Origin of the sequence: Thermomicrobium sp. 4228-Ro (genome assembly GCF_026241205.1) — a bacterium.
GTDB lineage: Bacteria > Chloroflexota > Chloroflexia > Thermomicrobiales > Thermomicrobiaceae > Thermomicrobium.
This window is the reverse complement of the sequence record NZ_JAPFQM010000006.1, coordinates 17,230-34,312: the sequence shown is the minus strand read 5'-3', so window position 1 is coordinate 34,312 and position 17,083 is coordinate 17,230. Positions and strand designations below refer to the sequence as shown.

Genomic DNA, 17,083 nt, shown 5'->3' with positions numbered 1-17,083 from the left:
CGGGAGAGGGGGCCGTGATGGTGCAGTGGTGGCGCGGGCGCCCGTTTCAACCGAAGGAAAAAGTGACCGAGCCCCGGACGCCGGGAGCCTGGGTCGTGACGATCCGGTCGGTGCCGCTGCGGTACGACGAACTGCGCCGGGTCGTCGAGTCGACCGGCGAGGCGCGCGTTTACTTCGGCGAGGCACTGGCTTATCTCCACGGTGAGGCGGTAGCCCTCCTGCGGGTGGAAGCGACCGGCTTCCGCTGGGTCGAAGCCCTGCAGACGTGGTGGCGTCAGGCCCAGAAACGAGACGGTATCCCGTTCGACGTGCGCTTCTACGTGCGTGACCGGGAGTTCGTCGGGAGCTTCCAGCGCGACCAGGTAGAGGAGCTCGTCGAGCGCTTGCGTGATCGGGCGCCACGGGTCGGCGGCGTACCGGTCGCCCAGTGAACCGAGCGCACGGTCAGGCTGGTGGTCGTGCATCTGGCTCCGGCCGGAGTGCTGGGAAGTGGGCAGGACGGCACGTCGACCGGTGTAGCTATCGCCTGTTCACGAACTCCTCATTTCCCGCTCGAAAATGAGTACTTTCGTCCCTTCCCTTTGGTCATGTGACCTGTTACACTCTTCCTAGGACGAGCGGACATCAGGTTCTGACCCGTTCGTCTCACGAGGGAGCGGTTCCCCGGAGGCGATGAAGCGCCGCCTGGAGCGATGGGCGCCAGCGGGCGGCGTGGAGCCAGTGGCGCACCCGGCCGGGTGAGTCCGGCCGGGTGCGCTTTTGGATTCGGCGCGGAGAGCGAGGGGAGGAACGGAGGTGTGCAGGACGGTGCGACATCGAGGGGACCGAAGAGGGGAGGAAGCGAGAGATGGGTAGCCAACAATCCTGGACACGGTGGCTCGGGCGACTGACGGTGCTTGTCGGGGTCGGGTTGGTGCTCGCCAGCCTGATGCTGGCGGCGCTCGGGAGCGGAGCCGGGGGCACAGCGGCCCCGGCCATGAAGGGTAATAGCACGCCGACACCGACACCCAGCGGGTCGAAAGAGATACGTGTGAAGCAAAAGGATTACCGGAAGAGCTGTAAGAATGATGACTGGATCGAGTGGCACTTCGTGATCACCCAGATCGGCAATTCCGCTGACGCGCCACCATCGATTACCGTGCAGTTCGCGAACAGTGGTACGATCACTGTCCCGCTCTACGGGGTTACTGGTGGCACCGCTCACTACTACTGGTACACCCCGAGTCCGGAGAGGATGATCGACGCCTGGACGACGATCTATACGTCCTGGAAGGGTGAGTTCAACCTGAGTCACGCTGAGTGCGTGAAGGGGACGCCGACGGCGACCGCGACCGTGACGACGACGCCGGAGCCGACTGCCACGCCGACCCCGACACCGACGCCGACACCGACGCCGGAGCCGACTGCCACGCCGACCCCGACACCGACGCCGACGCAAGAGACGACGCCGGTCGGGACGCCGGAGCCGACTGCCACGCCGACCCCGACGGCGACGCCGACACCGACGCCGGAGCCGCCCACGCCGACCCCGACGGCGACGCCGACACCGACGCCGGAGCCGCCCACGCCGACCCCGACGGCGACGCCGACACCGACGCCGGAGCCGACTGCCACGCCGACCCCGACACCGACGCCGACGCAAGAGACGACGCCGGTCGGGACACCGGAGCCGACTGCCACTGGCACTCCCACGCCGACTCGCACACCGACGGCCACACCGGTGACCCCGACCGCCACGCCCACGGCGACTCGCACTCCGACGGTGACTCCGAGACCCGGCACGCCGACGCCCACTCCCACGCGCGTGACGACACCGCAGGGCACGCCAGCTTCGTCTCCGACACCGCGCACGACACCCTCGCCGACTCCAGCGAGCGAGGCAGCGGGCGCGACGGCGACGCCGACCGGTTCGCCGACGCCGGTGAGCGAGGCGCTGCCGGCGACGGCGCAACCGACGCGGACACCGCCGACTCCGGCAGTTGCGGGCCAGGTACTGCCGAAGACCGGTAGCCAGGCCGGGACAGTCCCGTTCTGGCTCCTGGGTGCCGCGGGACTCCTGCTGAGTGCGGCCGGTGTCGCACTCGAGCTGCATCGCCGGCGGGCGACGAGCTGACGCCGATCCACCACGAACGACAACGCCGGGCCGGGGCATCACCCCGGCCCTTTTGGCGCGCCAGCTGGCTGCGACTCACGAACCGATACCAGGGCAGCACGGGATCGGAGCCGGCCGGTCGATTGCTCAAGCAGAGGAGTGGACGTAGACTCGGCGCGGGCCGTCGTAGCGTGGTGTCGCTCACCGGCCCGGAGTGTTCCGGCACGCAGTTGGGATGCGGTGGTGACGCTCGGGCAGCTGGTCCAGCTGGTCCTGCTCGGGACGATCTGGGGAAGCTCGTACCTCTTCATCAAGCTCGCGGTGGCTGGCTTCCCACCGCTGGCGCTGGTCGAGCTTCGCTTGCTCCTGGGCGCCCTGGTCCTGGCTCTGGTCCGCTGGTCAGCGCGCCAGCCGTGGCCGGAGCGGCCGGTGTGGCCCCACCTCGCCGTCATGGCGGTGGTCGGGAATGTGTTGCCCTTCCTCCTCATCGCCTGGAGCGAGCAGCACATCGATTCCGGACTTGCCTCGGTCCTCAACGCGACCACGCCCTTCTTCACGCTGGTGTTCGCAGTGCTCGTCTTCCGGGCCGAGCGATTGACGCGGGGCAAGGCAGCTGGTGTGGTGCTCGGGTTCCTGGGGGTGGCGATCCTCAGCGGCAGCGATCTCACCGCATTCCGGACTGTCTCGGCCCAGGGGCAGCTGGCCGTCCTGGCCTCGAGCGCCTGCTACGGGCTGGGGTTCGCCTACGCGCGCCGATTCCTCCGAGGGGCACCGCTCGCGCTGGCAGCGAGCCAGATCGGGGTGGCAGCCGTGTTGCTCCTGCCACCGAGTCTCGTGCTCGTCGGCGGCGCGACGCTCCAGCCGAGCGGCAGCGCGGTGCTCGCGCTGGCGGTACTCGGGATCCTCGGTAGTGGCTTCGCCTACGTCCTCTACTACCGGCTGATCGCTTCAGCTGGAGCGGTCGTCGCCTCGCTGGCGACCTATCTCATGCCGCCGGTCGGGGTGACGCTCGGCTGGCTGGTGCTGGGCGAGCCTGTCGGCTGGCGGCTCCTGGCCGGTGTCCTCGTCATTCTGGTCGGGATGGCGATGGTGCAGGGGCAAGCCGGGTGGGCAGCGCTGCTGGCGCGTCGCCGGCCGGCTTCCGCACCACCGGCTCACGATTAGGGCAGGGTCAGGATTTCCGGACCGTTCTCGGTGATGGCGACGGTGTGCTCGAACTGGGCGGAGAGACTGCCATCAGCAGTCACCACGGTCCAGCGATCGGGCAGGAGGCGGGTCTCCGGTCTTCCGGCGGCGATCATCGGCTCGATGGTAATGACCATGCCAGGGCGGAGGAGCGGGCCTTGACCGGGTGGACCGTAGTGCGGGAGCATCGGCTCCTCGTGCAGGGCGCGGCCGATACCATGCCCATAGAGGTTCCGGACGACCGAGAAACCGTTCGCCTCGACATGACGCTGGATAGCGTGCGAGATATCGGTGAGCCGGTTCCCGGCCCGAGCATAGGAGATGCCGATTTCGAGCGCCTCTCGACAGACCCGCAACAGCTTTTCGGCCTCGGGTGAGATACGGCCGACCGGGACGGTGACCGTCGCGTCACCGTGATAACCGCGGTAGCGTGCGCCGACGTCGATGCCGACGATGTCGCCTTCCTGGAGGACGCGCGGCCCGGGGATGCCGTGCACGACCTCCTCGTTCACCGAGACGCAGATCGAGGCGGGAAAGCCACGGTAGCCCTTGAAGGAGGGTACGGCCCCGTGCTTGCGGATGATCCGGTCGGCGATCCGGTCGAGTTCGGCGGTCGTGATGCCGGGTCGGACGGTTTCGGCGAGGACGGCGAGGACCTCTGCCACGATCTTGCCGGCCTCGCGCATGAGACGGATCTGCTCGGGACGTTTGAGGACGATCGCCACACTCGCCTCCTGGCCGGCCGTGTCGGGCCACCGACTGAGAATTGTAGCACAGGGGTCGATGCCGATTTTCTGGCGATCCGGCGGCCGAATCCAGACTGCCGGCATGCTGCTGGTGCGGGGACTCCAATCCACTGGTGGTGCTCGTGCGTAATGCAAGTGAATAGGGGCGTTGTCAAGAAGGAAGGAGAAAACCATGCGGTGGTTCGTACGCGTGCTCGTCATCGTGGTCGGGTTCGTCGCGCTGGCAGTGCCGGCGGCGGCGCAAGAATCGGTGACGATCCAGCTCCGCGAGCAAAACGGCTCGGGACAGTCGGGAACAGCGGTCCTCGCTGCGGAGGGAAACCAGACGCGTGTGGTAGTCACGCTCTCCAATCCGCCAGCGGGAGTTGCGCAACCGTCCCATATTCATGAAGGGACCTGTGCGAATCTCAACCCGAAGCCGAAGTATCCGCTTCAAAGTGTCATGAACGGACGCTCGGAGACGGTCGTCGATGTGCCGTTGAGTCAACTTCTCGCTGGCCAGTTCGCGATCAATGTCCACAAGTCGCAGCAGGAGATCAGTACCTACGTTGCCTGCGGTGAGATCCGGTCCCAGCTCGCCCCGGCGACCGGTGCGGGTCCGCGAGGGGTGTCACTCTGGGCCGTCGCGGTGACGGCGATCGTCGGTCTGTTGCTGGTCATCGGCGGTGCTGGGCTCCGTCGAGCCTGGCGGTGAGGCGCGCGATGAGACGGTGCTGGTTCGTTGTTGCCCTCTGCACGGTCGTGTTGCTGGCGAGTTGCGGGAGCAGCCCGCGTACCGGAACGGTCGAGAACGAGAGCTCAGCCGGTGGTTATGGGGGACCATACGAGACCGGGTCCGTACGCGTCTCGCCAGCGGTCTCGCCGAGTCCGTCGGCCGTGACAACCGCTCCGGCAGCGATGCCGAGCCCGCCGGACATGACTGCTTCCGTGCCGGTTGCCCAGCAGACGGCGACAGGCACGACAGTCGAGATTCGCGTGGTGAACTTCGGCTTCGAGCCGGCCGAGGTAACTGTCGAGGTCGGGACGACGGTGATCTGGCGGAACGAGTCGCCGACGACGCACACGGTGACCGCGAAGGACGGATCGTTCGACAGTGGGCTCCTCGAAGGCGGGACGAGCTACTCGGTCACTCTGACAAAGCCGGGAACCTACGACTACTGGTGCACGCTCCATCCGGAGATGGTCGGACGGGTCATCGTGCGGTGACCGCTGCGGTATGCTTGCCCGGCGGCTGATAGGATGCAGCGAGGGCGGTAGAGGGAATGTACTGTCCGACCTGTGGGACCGAGCAGCCGCCGGGTGGAGCGTGTGTCGCCTGTGGGAGGCCGTTCCGACGGCAGGCGACGGTGCAGCCGGTCGCGCGGCAGGTACGTCGATACCAGCGATACAGCATCGGTGCGCGACTCCTCGGCTGCGCGTCGACGCTCGTTGCAGCGATTCTGGTGGTGCTGGCCGTGACGGCCTTCGTGGCGCGGGAGCCAGCGAGGGCGCCGGGGCCAGCTGTGCCCGAAAGGGGTGGCTCCGGACCGCAGGGGACGGCGACAGCGGGCGCCGCAGACGTCGCGCCGACAGGGGACAGTGTGGACGCCGGGACGCTGATCGTGACCGAAGCGGAATTGAACCGCTGGCTAGCGGAACATGCGGCAGCGTTGCGGCCAGCCACTGACCCCCGGGCCGAGATCGATGCGGACGGCATCGCGGTCCATATGCGGGTCTACGGAATCAGCGCCACCTATCGGGCGTATCCGAGAGTGGAGGGTGGTCGCATCGTGCTCGCGGATGCGCGGGTCGAGGGGCCGCTCGGCCTGGCTCTCCGGGCGAGCGATGTGACGGCGCGGTTCGAGGCGGCTCTGGACGAGCGTCTGGCAGCTGGCGGGATGCGGGCGACCGGTGTCGCACTCGAGCCGGGTGTGTTGCGGGTAACGCTCGAGCCGGTCGGCGGATAGTGCGGATGAGAGCGGAGAGCGCAGTGGGCGAGCCCGCCGAAGTCGTGCGGACCGTACTGGCGGCGCTGAACCGGGGAGACCTGGAGACAGCGCTGCAGTATTGCGCGGACGATATCGTCCTCTGGGCGCCCGGTCCGAGTCCAGCTGGCACCGAGCTGCGCGGCAAGGAGGCGCTGCGGGCGTTTCTCGAAGCGAGCGAGCGGGCCTGGCCGGACAGCTGGGCAGCGGTGCGGAGGCTCGTTGCCGACGGCGAGGAGGTGGCGGTCGAGCTGGTCGCGACGGCGACGCACGAGGGCGAGCGGGTGAGCCAGCCGATGGCAGCGTTCTTCACGGTGCGCGGTGGGCTCATCGTGCGGCAGGCCTGTTACTTCGATCTGGCTGGCCTGCTGGCGTTGCTGCGCGAACGGGGCATCGCCTGACGTTTCCGCGTTCACGAAGTCGCCATGTCAGGGGCTGGACGGGTCGTGCGGAGTATGGCATACTCCATGGTGCCGGGGTAACGCGAACGAGCCCTGGCCCCACCGTCGCACACCTGTCTCATCTCCTCCTCACGTGCGAGGCAGCCGGCATTCTTGCGGCTGCCTCGTGCGTCGTTCGGATGCCGTGTCGGTTCCGCAAGTACAATGAGGAAGAACCGGCCAAGGCGAGACGAAGAAGCCTGGCTAGAATGGGTCGAGGATTCGGTCATGGACGAACGTAACCAGACAGCACGCGAACGACGCGAACAGCAGCACAACCGGGGATTACGGTTCCCCCGAGGGCCGCTCGGTTCGCGCTTCGGTCTCCTCTGGATCATCATCGGGTTGATCGTCTTCTACAACGTGTACGCGCTGCTCCGGCCGGATTCGAGCGGGCCGCAGCCGGAGGTCGCCTACTCGAGTTTCGTGCAGGCGGTCGAGCGGGGTTTCGTCTCGCAGGCGACGATCGCGGGGCAGACGGTCGAGGGGCAATTCAACCAGCCGCTGCGGATCGCCAATGGCGTGGTCTATTTCCCGGACGAGCCGTTACCGGAAGCGGTCGCTGGGAGCGCGGTGCGCGAAGTGACGCGTTTCCGGACAGTGATACCGGAAAACACGCAGCCGGAGGTCGCCCAGCTGCTGCAGGAACACGGCGTCCTGTTCTCGGCACGCGCGTCGGGCGGCGCGTCGTTGCCGTCGCTCCTCCTGAGCGTCTTACCGTTCGTGTTCTTGATCGGGTTGCTCGTCTTGCTCGGTCGGAACTTGAGTCGTGGGCAGCAGAACGTCTTCAGCTTTGGCCGCTCGCGGGCGCGCGTGTACGACGTGGAACGGCCGCAGGTGACGTTCGCCGACGTGGCTGGTGAGGAGGAAGCGAAGGCGGAACTCGCTCAGGTCGTCGATTTCTTGAAGAATCCCGCCAAGTACCACCGGATCGGTGCGCGGTTGCCGCGCGGCGTGTTGCTCATCGGGCCACCGGGTACCGGGAAGACGCTGCTGGCGCGGGCGGTGGCTGGTGAGGCGGGGGTGCCGTTCTTCAGTGTCAGCGCTTCCGAGTTCGTCGAGATGTTCGTCGGTGTGGGGGCGAGCCGGGTGCGAGACCTCTTCGAGCGTGCCAAGGCCCAGGCTCCGTCGATCATCTTCATCGACGAGCTGGACGCAGTCGGACGGCAGCGGTTCGCGGGTCTGGGTGTCGGGAACGACGAACGCGAACAGACATTGAACCAATTGCTGGTCGAGATGGACGGGTTCGAGGCGCACACCGACGTCGTCGTGATCGCCGCGACCAACCGGCCGGACGTGCTCGACCCGGCGCTCTTGCGACCGGGTCGGTTCGATCGGCAGGTGGTGGTGGGATTGCCGGACAAGCGAGGGCGCGCAGCGATCCTGCGAATCCATACGCGGGGTATTCCGATCGCACCGGATGTGGATCTGGACGCGCTGGCGGCAGCGACACCCGGGTTCTCGGGGGCTGATCTCGCCAACCTGGTGAACGAGGCGGCGCTGGTTGCAGCGCGTCGCGGCAAGGAGGTGGTCGATCGGTCGGACTTCGAGGAGGCGCTGGACAAGATCCTTCTCGGAACCACGCGCTCGCTCCTGATGAGCGAGGAAGAGCGACGGCTGGTGGCCTACCACGAGGCCGGGCATGCGGTGGTGGCCTACTTCACGCCTGGCTCGGACCCATTGCGCAAGATCAGCATCGTGCCGCGCGGTCGCGCGCTGGGCGTGACGGTGCAAGCACCGGAGGAAGACCGCTTCAACTACACGCGCAACCAACTGCTCGGGCGACTGGCGGTGCTGTTGGGCGGCCGCGCGGCCGAGCAGCTGGTGTTCAACGAGGTGACGACCGGTGCGCAGAACGACTTGAAGGAAGCGACACAGCTAGCGCGGCGCATGGTCGGGTTGTGGGGGATGAGCGAAGAACTCGGGCCGGTGTACCTGGGGCTCGGCGAGCAGCACGTCTTTCTGGGACGGGAGATCGTGCAGGACCACAGCATCGGGACGACGACGCTCGATCGGGCGGACCAGGCGGTTCGGCGGCTCCTGGACGAGGCGATGGAGCGAGCGGAACGGATCCTGCGGGAGCACCGGGCGGAACTGGACCGGCTGGCGGAGCTCTTGATCGCCGAAGAGACGGTGGGTCCGGAGAAGATCCGGGAGGTGCTGGGGGAGCAGCCGGTCGCGACGGTCGACGAACGCTGAGACGCGACAGAACCCGCGCGCTTCCGGTTCGAGCTGGAATACCGTGGCCGTGTCGCCGCGGCTACAGGTTGCGACTGCCCGTCACGTCGTTCCTCGCCTACCGAGTCGAGCCATTCGCGAACTCCGCTGTGTTGTCACGCTACCAGGCCGGGACGCACGGTCGATGCGCGTGGATAGGGACGATCGGCTCGACGCCGATCAAGCAACGGTTCGATTCGCTCGTCTTCCTCACTGGCACCTTCATCGGCACGGTGGCCGGGGAGGGTCTGGTACGCACGATGGCGATGGCGTGGCTGGTCAAGTCGAGTTACGAGGCGCTCGCGACACCGTTCACCTCTCTCGAGGTCAACGCGTTAAGCGAGTCGAAGGGATCGACACGTACGACGACAGGGTGATCTTTCCACCGTTCCGGCTGGACTGCGCCGCGTCATGGGTGAGTCAGCACGGGAACGGATTCGGTGTCGAGGCCCTGCGGGCCGGGCAGGTCAGACGTGCTTGACCCGAGGGGTCACGCACGAGTGACCCCTCCAGGGACGCCGGTGCGCGGTTGGTCGTGCTGCTGCGGTTTGCAGGCGACCGCTCGTCATCGACCACGTTCCCTCTCCGCAGGGGGGCGCGGCGTGCCGCGCTCAGCCGCACCGGAGGTGCGAGTACGTGTTCCCGTTCCCAGTCCTGATGGGCTGGGCGGATCGGGCACGCTTGACCCGCGGGGTCGGGCACGCCCGACCCCTACAGGAACGACGGGGCCTATGGGGCGCAGGTGGGCGATGGGCAGCCGACCGTCGTCCAAGGATCCCACGCTGTCTTCTTCAGGGCGACGCGTGCGTCGCCCGGCCGCGCCGCATGGCGCGGGGATCGGGTTCGGTTCCCGGCCCTGACGGGCCGGACGGGTCACGCACGCGTGACCCCTACAGGGGGTGACGGTGATCGATGGCGGCAGGTGGCCGATCGGTAGGTGTCCCTACGTGATACGTGTCGCCCGGCTGACACCCCCTCTCCCGCACCGTGGGGGAGAGGGGGACGGGGTCCGTCGCGATCGGCGGCGGGCCGCACCGAGGACGCGGGAACGGGAACGATTTCGCGCCCGCGAAGGTCGAACGGGTCAGGCACGCCTGACTTCTACGCAGAGCGAGCGTGGCCTGGAGGTTGCTGTGGGCAGCGGCAGAAGAGACCATTAGTGTGGGGGCACCTATCGCTACTGGAGTGCGGCGAGGCACGCCTCGTTCGGTCGCGCTCGGGGACGCTCGTTCGACAGCCGACCCGGCTCGCAGGTGTGTGTTACGATACGGCGACAGCGAACGAGGGCGGGTGGGTGAGGGCGAGGTGCGGCGATGGAACTGAGCGGGCTCCTGCAGAAGCGGTTAGCCCTGCTTTTTCCCGGTCAGGGGAGCCAGCATGTCGGGATGGGGCAGCGGGTGCATCAGTTCTCCGAAGCGGCCCGGCGCGTGTTCGCGCAGGCGGAGGAGATCCTCGGCATGCCGCTCCGGCGTCTCTGTTTCGAAGGGCCAGTGGAGGAACTGACAGATACGGCGAACGCCCAGCCCGCGATCCTGACCGTGAGCCTCGCTTACCTGGAGGCGATCCGGGAGCGCTTGCACGAACTCGGTACATCGCTCCAGCCGCTCGTCCTCGCTGGGCACAGTCTGGGTGAGTTCACCGCGCTCGTCGCAGCGAACGCTTTGCGGTTCGAGGATGCCCTGCGGCTGGTGCGAGAACGTGGCCGCTTGATGCGCGAGGCGAGTCTGGAGCGGCCTGGTGGGATGGCGGCGGTACTCGGGTTGGAGCGCGAGGCGCTGGAGGCAGTGTGTCGCGAAGCGAGCGAACTGGGTCTCGTGGTAGTGGCGAACGACAATGCGCCCGGCCAGCTCGTGATCTCCGGTGAAGAACGCGCGCTGCAACGGGCGATGGAGCTGGCCGCGCAGCGTGGAGCCAAGCGGGTGGTGCGACTCGGCGTGACGGTCGCGTCGCACTCGCCGCTGATGGAACGGGTGGCGCAGGCGCTGGCGGAACTTTTGGCTCGTATCCCGTTGCGCGAGCCGGAGATCCCGATCGTGGCCAACGTGACCGGCAGGATTCTCTCGACCGTCGAGGAAATTCGCCGGGAGCTGGCGGGTCAAGTGGCGCTTCCGGTGCAGTGGACCGCGACTGTCCGCGAGATGCGGAGTCGCGGAGTGACGACGTTCCTGGAGGTCGGCCCTGGACAGGTCTTGACCGGTTTGGTGAAGAAGATCCAGCGTGACGTCGAGGCGTATTCGATGAAAGATCTCGGTTTCGAGCCATAGTGCGGACGAGGGGGTTCAGGTGCACCGCGTCGTCGTAACCGGACTCGGGGCGATCACGCCACTGGGTTTGGACGTGCCGACGTTTTGGCAGCGCTTGCTGGCTGGCGAGTCGGGAATCGACCGGATCCAGAGCTTCGATCCGAGCAACCTCGAGGTGCAGATCGCTGCCGAGGTGAAAGGGTTCGATCCGCGCGACTTCATGGACTTCAAGGCGGCCCGGCGCATGGACCGGTTCTCGCAGTTCGCGGTCGCGGCGGCACGCGAGGCGATCCGCGATGCACAGCTGGAAATCACGCGAGAGAATGCCGAGCGGATCGGCGTGATGATCAACACCGGCGGCGGCGGTATCCAGACGATGGAGCGAGAAGTCGTCACGTTCTACCAGCGCGGGCCGAGTCGGGTGAGCCCATTCTTCGTGCCGATGTTCGCTCCGAACATGGCGGCGTGTCAGGTGTCGATCGTCTACGGAATCACCGGCCCGATCATGGCCTCGGTCGCAGCCTGTGCCGCCGGGACGCAGGCATTCGTCGACGCGCTGCGCCTCCTGCGGCTGGGCGAGGTCGATGTCATGATCGCTGGTGGAACGGAAGCCGGCCTCGCGCCGGTCGCGGTGACGGCCTTCGCGAACATGGGCGCGCTCTCGCGCCGGAACGAGGAGCCGCAGAAGGCGAGCCGGCCGTTCGACAAGGATCGCGACGGCTTCGTCTTCGGCGAGGGCTGCGCGGTGATGGTCCTGGAGACCGAGGAGCATGCGCGCCGTCGGGGTGCACGGATTTATTGCGAACTCGCCGGCGGTGCGGTGACGGGGGACGCCTACCACGTGAGCGCGCCGGATCCGGACGGACTGGGCGCGGCCCGTGCGATGCGGCTGGCGCTGCAAGACGCCAAGCTGCGGCCCGAGGACGTGGACTACATCTGCGCGCACGGGACCTCGACGCCGCTCAACGACGTGACGGAGACCAAGGCGATCAAAGCGGTCTTCGGCGAGCATGCCTATCGGGTCGCGATCAGCTCGCCGAAGAGCATGATCGGGCACCTGGTCGGGGCGGCTGGCGCGGTCTCCGGTGTGGTCTGTGCCCTGGCGATCCGGGACGGTGTCGTCCCGCCGACGGTCAATCTGGAGAACCCAGACCCGGAGTGCGACCTGGACTACGTTCCCAACGTCCGACGCGAAATGCCGGTGCGGGTGGCGATCGCCAACGCGTTCGGCTTCGGTGGACAGAACGCGGTCGCGGTCTTTCGCGCCTACGAGGACGCGGGTGCGTGAGTCTCGGGGGCATGAAGCCCACCACACGTGGGTGTGCGCGCCTCGTCTGGTGTGACGAGCGAGCTGGCACCGGTTACCAGTCGAACTGCCGGGCGAGCAGGTCTCGGTCGACGCGCAGGACCACCGGCGAGCCGTGCGGGCAGACGGCTGGTGCGCTGGTCTCGCCGAGTGCTTGGACGAGCGCGCGCATGGCAGGACGGGTGAGCGGCCTACCACGGCGAACAGCGGTCCGGCAGGCGAGCTGGACGAGGCAACGCTGATACCAATCGTCACTGTCATCGTCATCGGGCTCACTAGCGAGGGAGAGTAAGGCGGGAGCGAGTTCCGCGAGGTCGCCGAGCTGCATTGGCAGGTGCGTGTTTCCGGCGATCCCCGGCAACTCGGGTACGGTACGCAGTACGAAGGAGTGCGGGCCGAACGGCTCGCACTGAAAGCCGAGCGGCGCCAGCCGGTCGATCCAGTCCTGGAAGCGCTCGAGATGGGCTGGCCGGACGTCGATGAGGATCGGTTCGGGGAGCGGTACGGGATCGGTGGGCGGCGCTTGGGCGTGAGCGAGCAAGCGCTCAGCCAGGATCCGCTCGTGGGCGCGGTGCTGGTCGATCAGGTAGAGACCGTCCGGGCCCTCGAGGAGGACGAGGCAGTTGGCGAGCTGGCCGATCAGCCGAAGCGGCGGGAAGGCGGGCGTCACGATCTCGCGCTCTTCCGTCTCGTCGTACGGCGTCGCTGGTTCTGCGAGACGCGGCCGTAGGGGGTCGAGCTGGTGGACGTCGCGTTTGAACGCGAAGGCTCGCGGGGTGCGGGCGAGCAGCTCGCTCAGCTGCTGGGCGAGTGCCTGGGCGACTTCGCGTTCAGTACGGAGTTTGACCTCGAGCTTGGCTGGGTGTACGTTGACGTCGACCAGTTCCGGTGCCGTTGCGATGACCACGATCAAGATCGGATGGCGACCGCGTGGGAGGTACGGGCGGTAGGCTGTTTCGACGAGTGCGAGCAACGTGCGCGGCTGCGTCCAGCGCCCGTTGACGATGACATGCAGGTGATTGCGGCTCCCGCGGGTGAGTTCCGGTGCGGTAACGAGTCCGGAGAAGCGAGCTCCCGCGACTTCGAACGGCTCCAGTTCGCGCAAGGTGTCAGCGAGCGCTGTCCCGTATACCTCGAGGACGGTCGTGCGCAGATCGCCGCTGCCACTGGTGGCCAGCACGGTCCGACTGTCGACCGTAAGGGTGAAGCGGACGTGCGGAGCTGCGAGCGCGAGTCGCTGGACGACCCGTGCGATTTCGGCTGTTTCGGCTCGCTCGTTCCGGATCGTTGCCAAGCGGGCCGGGACGTTCTCGAAGAGACGGCGGACGGTCACCGTGGTGCCGGGCGGATGTGCGATCGGCTGATCGGCGAGGAGCTGGCTTCCGAAGAGGACGAGCTGGCGGCCGACGGGACTCTCGGTCGTCGCGCTGGCGATGGTGAGTTCGGCGACAGCGGCGATGCTGGGGAGCGCTTCGCCCCGGAAACCGAGCGTGCAGATGCGCTCGAGATCGTCCTCCAGGAGCTTGCTCGTCGCGTGTCGCTGGACAGCGAGTGGCAGCTCGTCGGGTGGAATGCCGCAACCGTCGTCGCTCACGCGGATCTCGTGAAGGCCACCGCGGCGAATGTCGATGCGGACGCGGGTCGCCCCAGCGTCCAGGGAATTCTCGACCAGCTCCTTGACGACCGAAGCTGGGCGCTCGATCACCTCGCCTGCAGCGATACGGGCGGCGACCTGTGGGGGAAGGATGCGAATAGCGCGCCGGGCAGGTGATTGCCTGGTCATGCTGTCCCTTCGGTTACGGTTCCACGGAGCCGTGCCTGCCACGCGAAGAGCCAGTCGAGCGCCTGGCGTGGCGAGATTTGCGTGAGATCGAGCGCGATCAGGTCACGAGCCAGCGCGTGGGCCACGTCGCTCCCATCGGGGAAGCCGGGGAGCGCGAGCTGGTAGGCAGCTGACGATCGCGCGAACCTGCAGTCGCTGAACTGCGGGCGAGCTGAGCGTCTGGATGGCGGCTCGCCGAGGAGGGACTCCGCACGGTCAGCGACCCAGGATGGTAGGCCAGCTAACCGGGCCACGTGGATCCCGTAAGCACGGTCAGCCGGGCCGGGAAGAACGCGGTAGAGAAAGACGACGTGTCCGTCATGCTCGATCGCCGCGACGTGGGCATTGGCGACGCTGGGCAGCTCATCGGCGAGCGTGGTGAGTTCGAGGAAATGCGTCGCGAAGAGCGTGCGCGCGCCGACGCGGTGGTGGAGGTCCTCGAGGACGGCGCGGGCGATTGCGAGTCCGTCTTGGGTGGCGGTACCGCGTCCGACTTCGTCGAGGATCACCAAGCTCCGCTGCGTGGCCTGGCGAAGGATGGTCGCCGTCTCGACCATTTCGACCATGAACGTGCTCTGACCACCCGGGAGGTCGTCATGGGCGCCGACGCGACAGAAGATGCGGTCGACGAGGCCGATGCGGGCGGCGCGGGCGGGCACGAAGGAGCCGATCTGGGCGAGCAGGACGATGAGTGCGACCTGGCGGAGATAGGTACTCTTGCCGCCCATGTTCGGCCCGGTCACCAGGACGATGCGCGGGTGCTCGCCGCCCAGCCGGCAATCGTTGGGGACGAACGGTTGGCCGTCGAGGAGCGCTTCGACGACCGGGTGGCGCCCTGCCTCGATCTCGAGGCAGTCGCTTTCGTCGAGGTGCGGCCGGGTCCAGCCGTACCGGACGGCCGCCTCAGCGAGCGAGCGGAAGGCATCGAGTCGGGCGAGCCAGTGGGCGAGGCGGAGAAGTGCGTCGACGCGGGCGGTCACCTCGTGCGTCAGGCGAGCCAGGGCAGCACGTTCGAGCTCGGCGATCTCGGCTTCGGCGGTAAGCAAGCGCGCCTCGGCCTCCTTGAGCTCCGGCGTGATGAACCGCTCACCAGTGGCGATCGTTTGCTTTCGGACGTAGTCGGACGGGATACGGGCCAGGTGCGGGCGGGTCACTTCGATGTAGTAACCGAAGACCTTGTTATAGCCGACCTTGAGCGAGCGGATGCCGGTGCGCTCGCGCTCGCGTTGTTCGAGCGTGGCGAGAAACTGCCTAGCCTGCTGGACGGTCGCGAGTGCGGTATCGAGTTCGGGGCTGAATCCAGGGCGAATGCGTGCGCCGTCGGCATCTTCGACCACTGCTCGCTCGAGGATGGCGGCGAGATCGGTACAGCATGCTGTCTCGGCGGCGAGGGCACGGAGCGCTGGTTCGTCGCTCGCCTGGAGCGTGCCGATGACGGCTTCGGCAGTGGCGAGGGCCTGGCGCAGCGAGAGGAAGTCGCGGACGCTCCCGTTGCCCTGCACGATCCGGCTGGTGAGTCGCTCCAGATCGCCGGCACCGAGCAGGATCTGCTCGAGGCGTCGTCGTACTTCGCTCGCGCTGACCAGTGCGGCGACAATCTCTTGTCGATGCTGGATCTCCGCCAGATCGCGCAGCGGCTCGTTGACGAGGCGGCGAAGCGCTCGTGCGCCCATCGGCGTGACCGTGAGGTCGAGGACACCGATGAGCGAGGCGCGGGTGCCGCCGGTGCGGAAGCTGCGCGTGAGTTCCAGATTGCGGCGGGTCGCTGCGTCCAGGCCGACCCGGCGTCCCGGCAGTTCGGTACGGAGACTGGTGAGAAGGGGAAGCAGCGCGGGATTCGTGCGCTCGAGATAGACCAGGATGGCACCGGCGGCTGCCGTCGCGGCCGGCTGGTGCTCGCATCCGAAGGGCGCCAGGGTTCGGGTGCCGAAGTGCGTTCGGAGTCGCTGGGCAGCGCGGTCAGGATCGAAGTGCCAGCGCTCGACGCGCGTGATCCGGCCAGCGCTGACTGGCGGGTGCGTCTGGTCGTCGGGAACGAGACACTCGGCGGGGGCCAGTCGCGCGAGTTCCTCGGCGAGCGCCGTTTCGCGTTCCGAGCCGTCGATTTCCAGGGCAGCGAACTCGCCGGTGCTGACGTCGACCCAGGCGAGGCCGATGCGATCCGTGAGTGGGGCGATCGCCGCGAGATAGCGGTTTTCGTTCGCCGGGAGAAGAGCAGCCTCGGCGACCGTTCCGGGGGTCAAGACACGCGTGACAGCGCGCTCGACCAGGCCCTTGCCCGGTTCGCTCAGTTGCTCGGCGATGGCGACCGTGTGTCCGGCAGCGAGGAGGCGGCTCACGTACTCGTTGAGCGCGTGGTGGGGGATACCGGCCATGGGAACACGCCCGTTGCGCCCGAACGAGCGCGAGGTGAGCGTGATCCGGGCGTCGCGAGCCACGATCTCAGCATCCCGATCGAAGGCCTCGTAGAAGTCGCCGAGCCGGTAGAGCAGGATCGCGTTCGGGTACTGTGCCTTGAGGCGGAGGTACTGCCGCCGCGAGGGAACGAGGTCGTCGCCGAAGTCGCCCGTGCGCAGGGAGCGTGCGGACGGCTGGGCAGCTCGTGTCCGATGGGTCATCGGCCGTTGTCCTCCCCGTCCCTCGTGCGGCATCGCCGTTAAGAATACGGTGCCCATGAGGCGGTGACGAGGCGGCACAGGCGACAGGTAGCGCGGTAGCGAGGCGGGCTCGAGCGGCGGCTGTCGTGCGCGCTCGGAAACGAGGAACCCCGCTGCGGATCGAGCAGCGGGGTCGACGCAGGGTTGCCTCAGTGCTGCTCAGCGTGCGGTCGAGGGGCGACGGGCCAAAAACCAGGCCAGGAGCGTGAAGGCGATCATGATGGCGGTGCCGACGAAGACCGGTGGCCAGCGGTCGTGCGTCATCTCGCGAACGAAGAGCAGCGTTTCACCGATCGCGACGATGATCGCGACAGCGATCGCGACCGACAGGATCGGGACGATCAGAGCCAACACGAGGTCACGGCGCATGTAGACGCTCCTCTCGGCTCACCTCGATTCGGCGCGAAACGA

15 protein-coding genes and 1 riboswitch are annotated in these 17,083 nt (G+C 67.6%); of the genes, 11 read left to right on the top strand and 4 right to left on the bottom strand.

All coding sequences use genetic code 11. The features are described 5' to 3' along the window. Window positions 1-17 precede the first annotated feature (17 nt). The 3 genes from OO015_RS09695 (at window position 18) to OO015_RS09685 (ending at window position 3,256) form a co-directional block, all read left to right on the top strand. Complete coding sequence (locus OO015_RS09695) at window positions 18-431, top strand: hypothetical protein (protein ID WP_265941059.1); 414 nt, start codon at window positions 18-20, stop codon at window positions 429-431. Window positions 432-657: 226 nt separating this feature from the next. Next, window positions 658-744, top strand: a riboswitch (cyclic di-GMP riboswitch). Window positions 745-1,299: 555 nt separating this feature from the next. Next, window positions 1,300-2,010 (top strand): hypothetical protein, encoded by a 711-nt coding sequence (locus OO015_RS09690; RefSeq protein WP_265941058.1) that lies wholly within the window; start codon window positions 1,300-1,302, stop codon window positions 2,008-2,010. A 325-nt stretch (window positions 2,011-2,335) separates the two neighbouring features. After that, entirely contained in the window at window positions 2,336-3,256 is a 921-nt protein-coding gene (locus OO015_RS09685) for a DMT family transporter (RefSeq protein ID WP_265941057.1), read from the top strand. Here OO015_RS09685 and map read toward each other — a convergent pair. Next, window positions 3,253-4,002, bottom strand: coding sequence for a type I methionyl aminopeptidase (map, locus tag OO015_RS09680; RefSeq protein WP_265941056.1), 750 nt, complete (start codon window positions 4,000-4,002; stop codon window positions 3,253-3,255). The two genes, OO015_RS09685 and map, sit on opposite strands and share 4 nt — an antisense overlap. 193 nt (window positions 4,003-4,195) lie before the next feature. Here map and OO015_RS09675 point away from each other — a divergent pair, with 193 nt between their 5' ends. From OO015_RS09675 to fabF, 8 genes are all read left to right on the top strand, one after another. Beyond that, a complete protein-coding gene (locus OO015_RS09675; protein ID WP_265941055.1) occupies window positions 4,196-4,717 on the top strand; it encodes a hypothetical protein in 522 nt (173 codons plus the stop codon). Window positions 4,718-4,725: 8 nt separating this feature from the next. Then, window positions 4,726-5,229: a cupredoxin domain-containing protein gene (locus tag OO015_RS09670; protein ID WP_265941054.1), complete on the top strand. Its 504-nt coding sequence runs from the start codon at window positions 4,726-4,728 to the stop codon at window positions 5,227-5,229. Between the two features lie 56 nt (window positions 5,230-5,285). Next, window positions 5,286-5,969: a zinc ribbon domain-containing protein gene (locus OO015_RS09665; protein ID WP_265941053.1), complete on the top strand. Its 684-nt coding sequence runs from the start codon at window positions 5,286-5,288 to the stop codon at window positions 5,967-5,969. Between the two features lie 5 nt (window positions 5,970-5,974). Continuing rightward, window positions 5,975-6,388 carry a nuclear transport factor 2 family protein gene (locus tag OO015_RS09660; RefSeq protein WP_265941052.1) on the top strand — a complete coding sequence of 138 codons (414 nt, stop codon included), beginning with the start codon at window positions 5,975-5,977 and terminating at the stop codon, window positions 6,386-6,388. Window positions 6,389-6,655: 267 nt separating this feature from the next. Continuing rightward, window positions 6,656-8,626, top strand: coding sequence for an ATP-dependent zinc metalloprotease FtsH (gene ftsH / locus OO015_RS09655; RefSeq protein WP_265941051.1), 1,971 nt, complete (start codon window positions 6,656-6,658; stop codon window positions 8,624-8,626). 68 nt (window positions 8,627-8,694) lie between these two features. After that, window positions 8,695-9,021, top strand: coding sequence for a VUT family protein (locus OO015_RS09650; RefSeq protein WP_265941050.1), 327 nt, complete (start codon window positions 8,695-8,697; stop codon window positions 9,019-9,021). 936 nt (window positions 9,022-9,957) lie between these two features. Further along, window positions 9,958-10,908, top strand: a complete 951-nt coding sequence (gene fabD, locus OO015_RS09645) for an ACP S-malonyltransferase (RefSeq protein WP_265941049.1) — start codon at window positions 9,958-9,960, stop codon at window positions 10,906-10,908. Window positions 10,909-10,927: 19 nt separating this feature from the next. Next, window positions 10,928-12,175 carry a beta-ketoacyl-ACP synthase II gene (gene fabF, locus OO015_RS09640; RefSeq protein ID WP_265941048.1) on the top strand — a complete coding sequence of 416 codons (1,248 nt, stop codon included), beginning with the start codon at window positions 10,928-10,930 and terminating at the stop codon, window positions 12,173-12,175. 73 nt (window positions 12,176-12,248) lie between these two features. Here fabF and mutL read toward each other — a convergent pair whose 3' ends face one another. The 3 genes from mutL to OO015_RS09625 form a co-directional block, all read right to left on the bottom strand. Then, the gene (mutL, locus tag OO015_RS09635) at window positions 12,249-13,976 is read right to left on the bottom strand and encodes a DNA mismatch repair endonuclease MutL (RefSeq protein WP_265941047.1); all 1,728 of its coding nucleotides are present in this window, start codon (window positions 13,974-13,976) and stop codon (window positions 12,249-12,251) included. Beyond that, a complete protein-coding gene (gene mutS, locus OO015_RS09630) occupies window positions 13,973-16,633 on the bottom strand; it encodes a DNA mismatch repair protein MutS (protein ID WP_265941046.1) in 2,661 nt (886 codons plus the stop codon). Before mutS ends, mutL begins: the two co-directional genes overlap by 4 nt. A 198-nt stretch (window positions 16,634-16,831) precedes the next feature. Beyond that, the gene (locus OO015_RS09625; protein ID WP_265941045.1) at window positions 16,832-17,041 is read right to left on the bottom strand and encodes a hypothetical protein; all 210 of its coding nucleotides are present in this window, start codon (window positions 17,039-17,041) and stop codon (window positions 16,832-16,834) included. Window positions 17,042-17,083 lie beyond the last annotated feature (42 nt).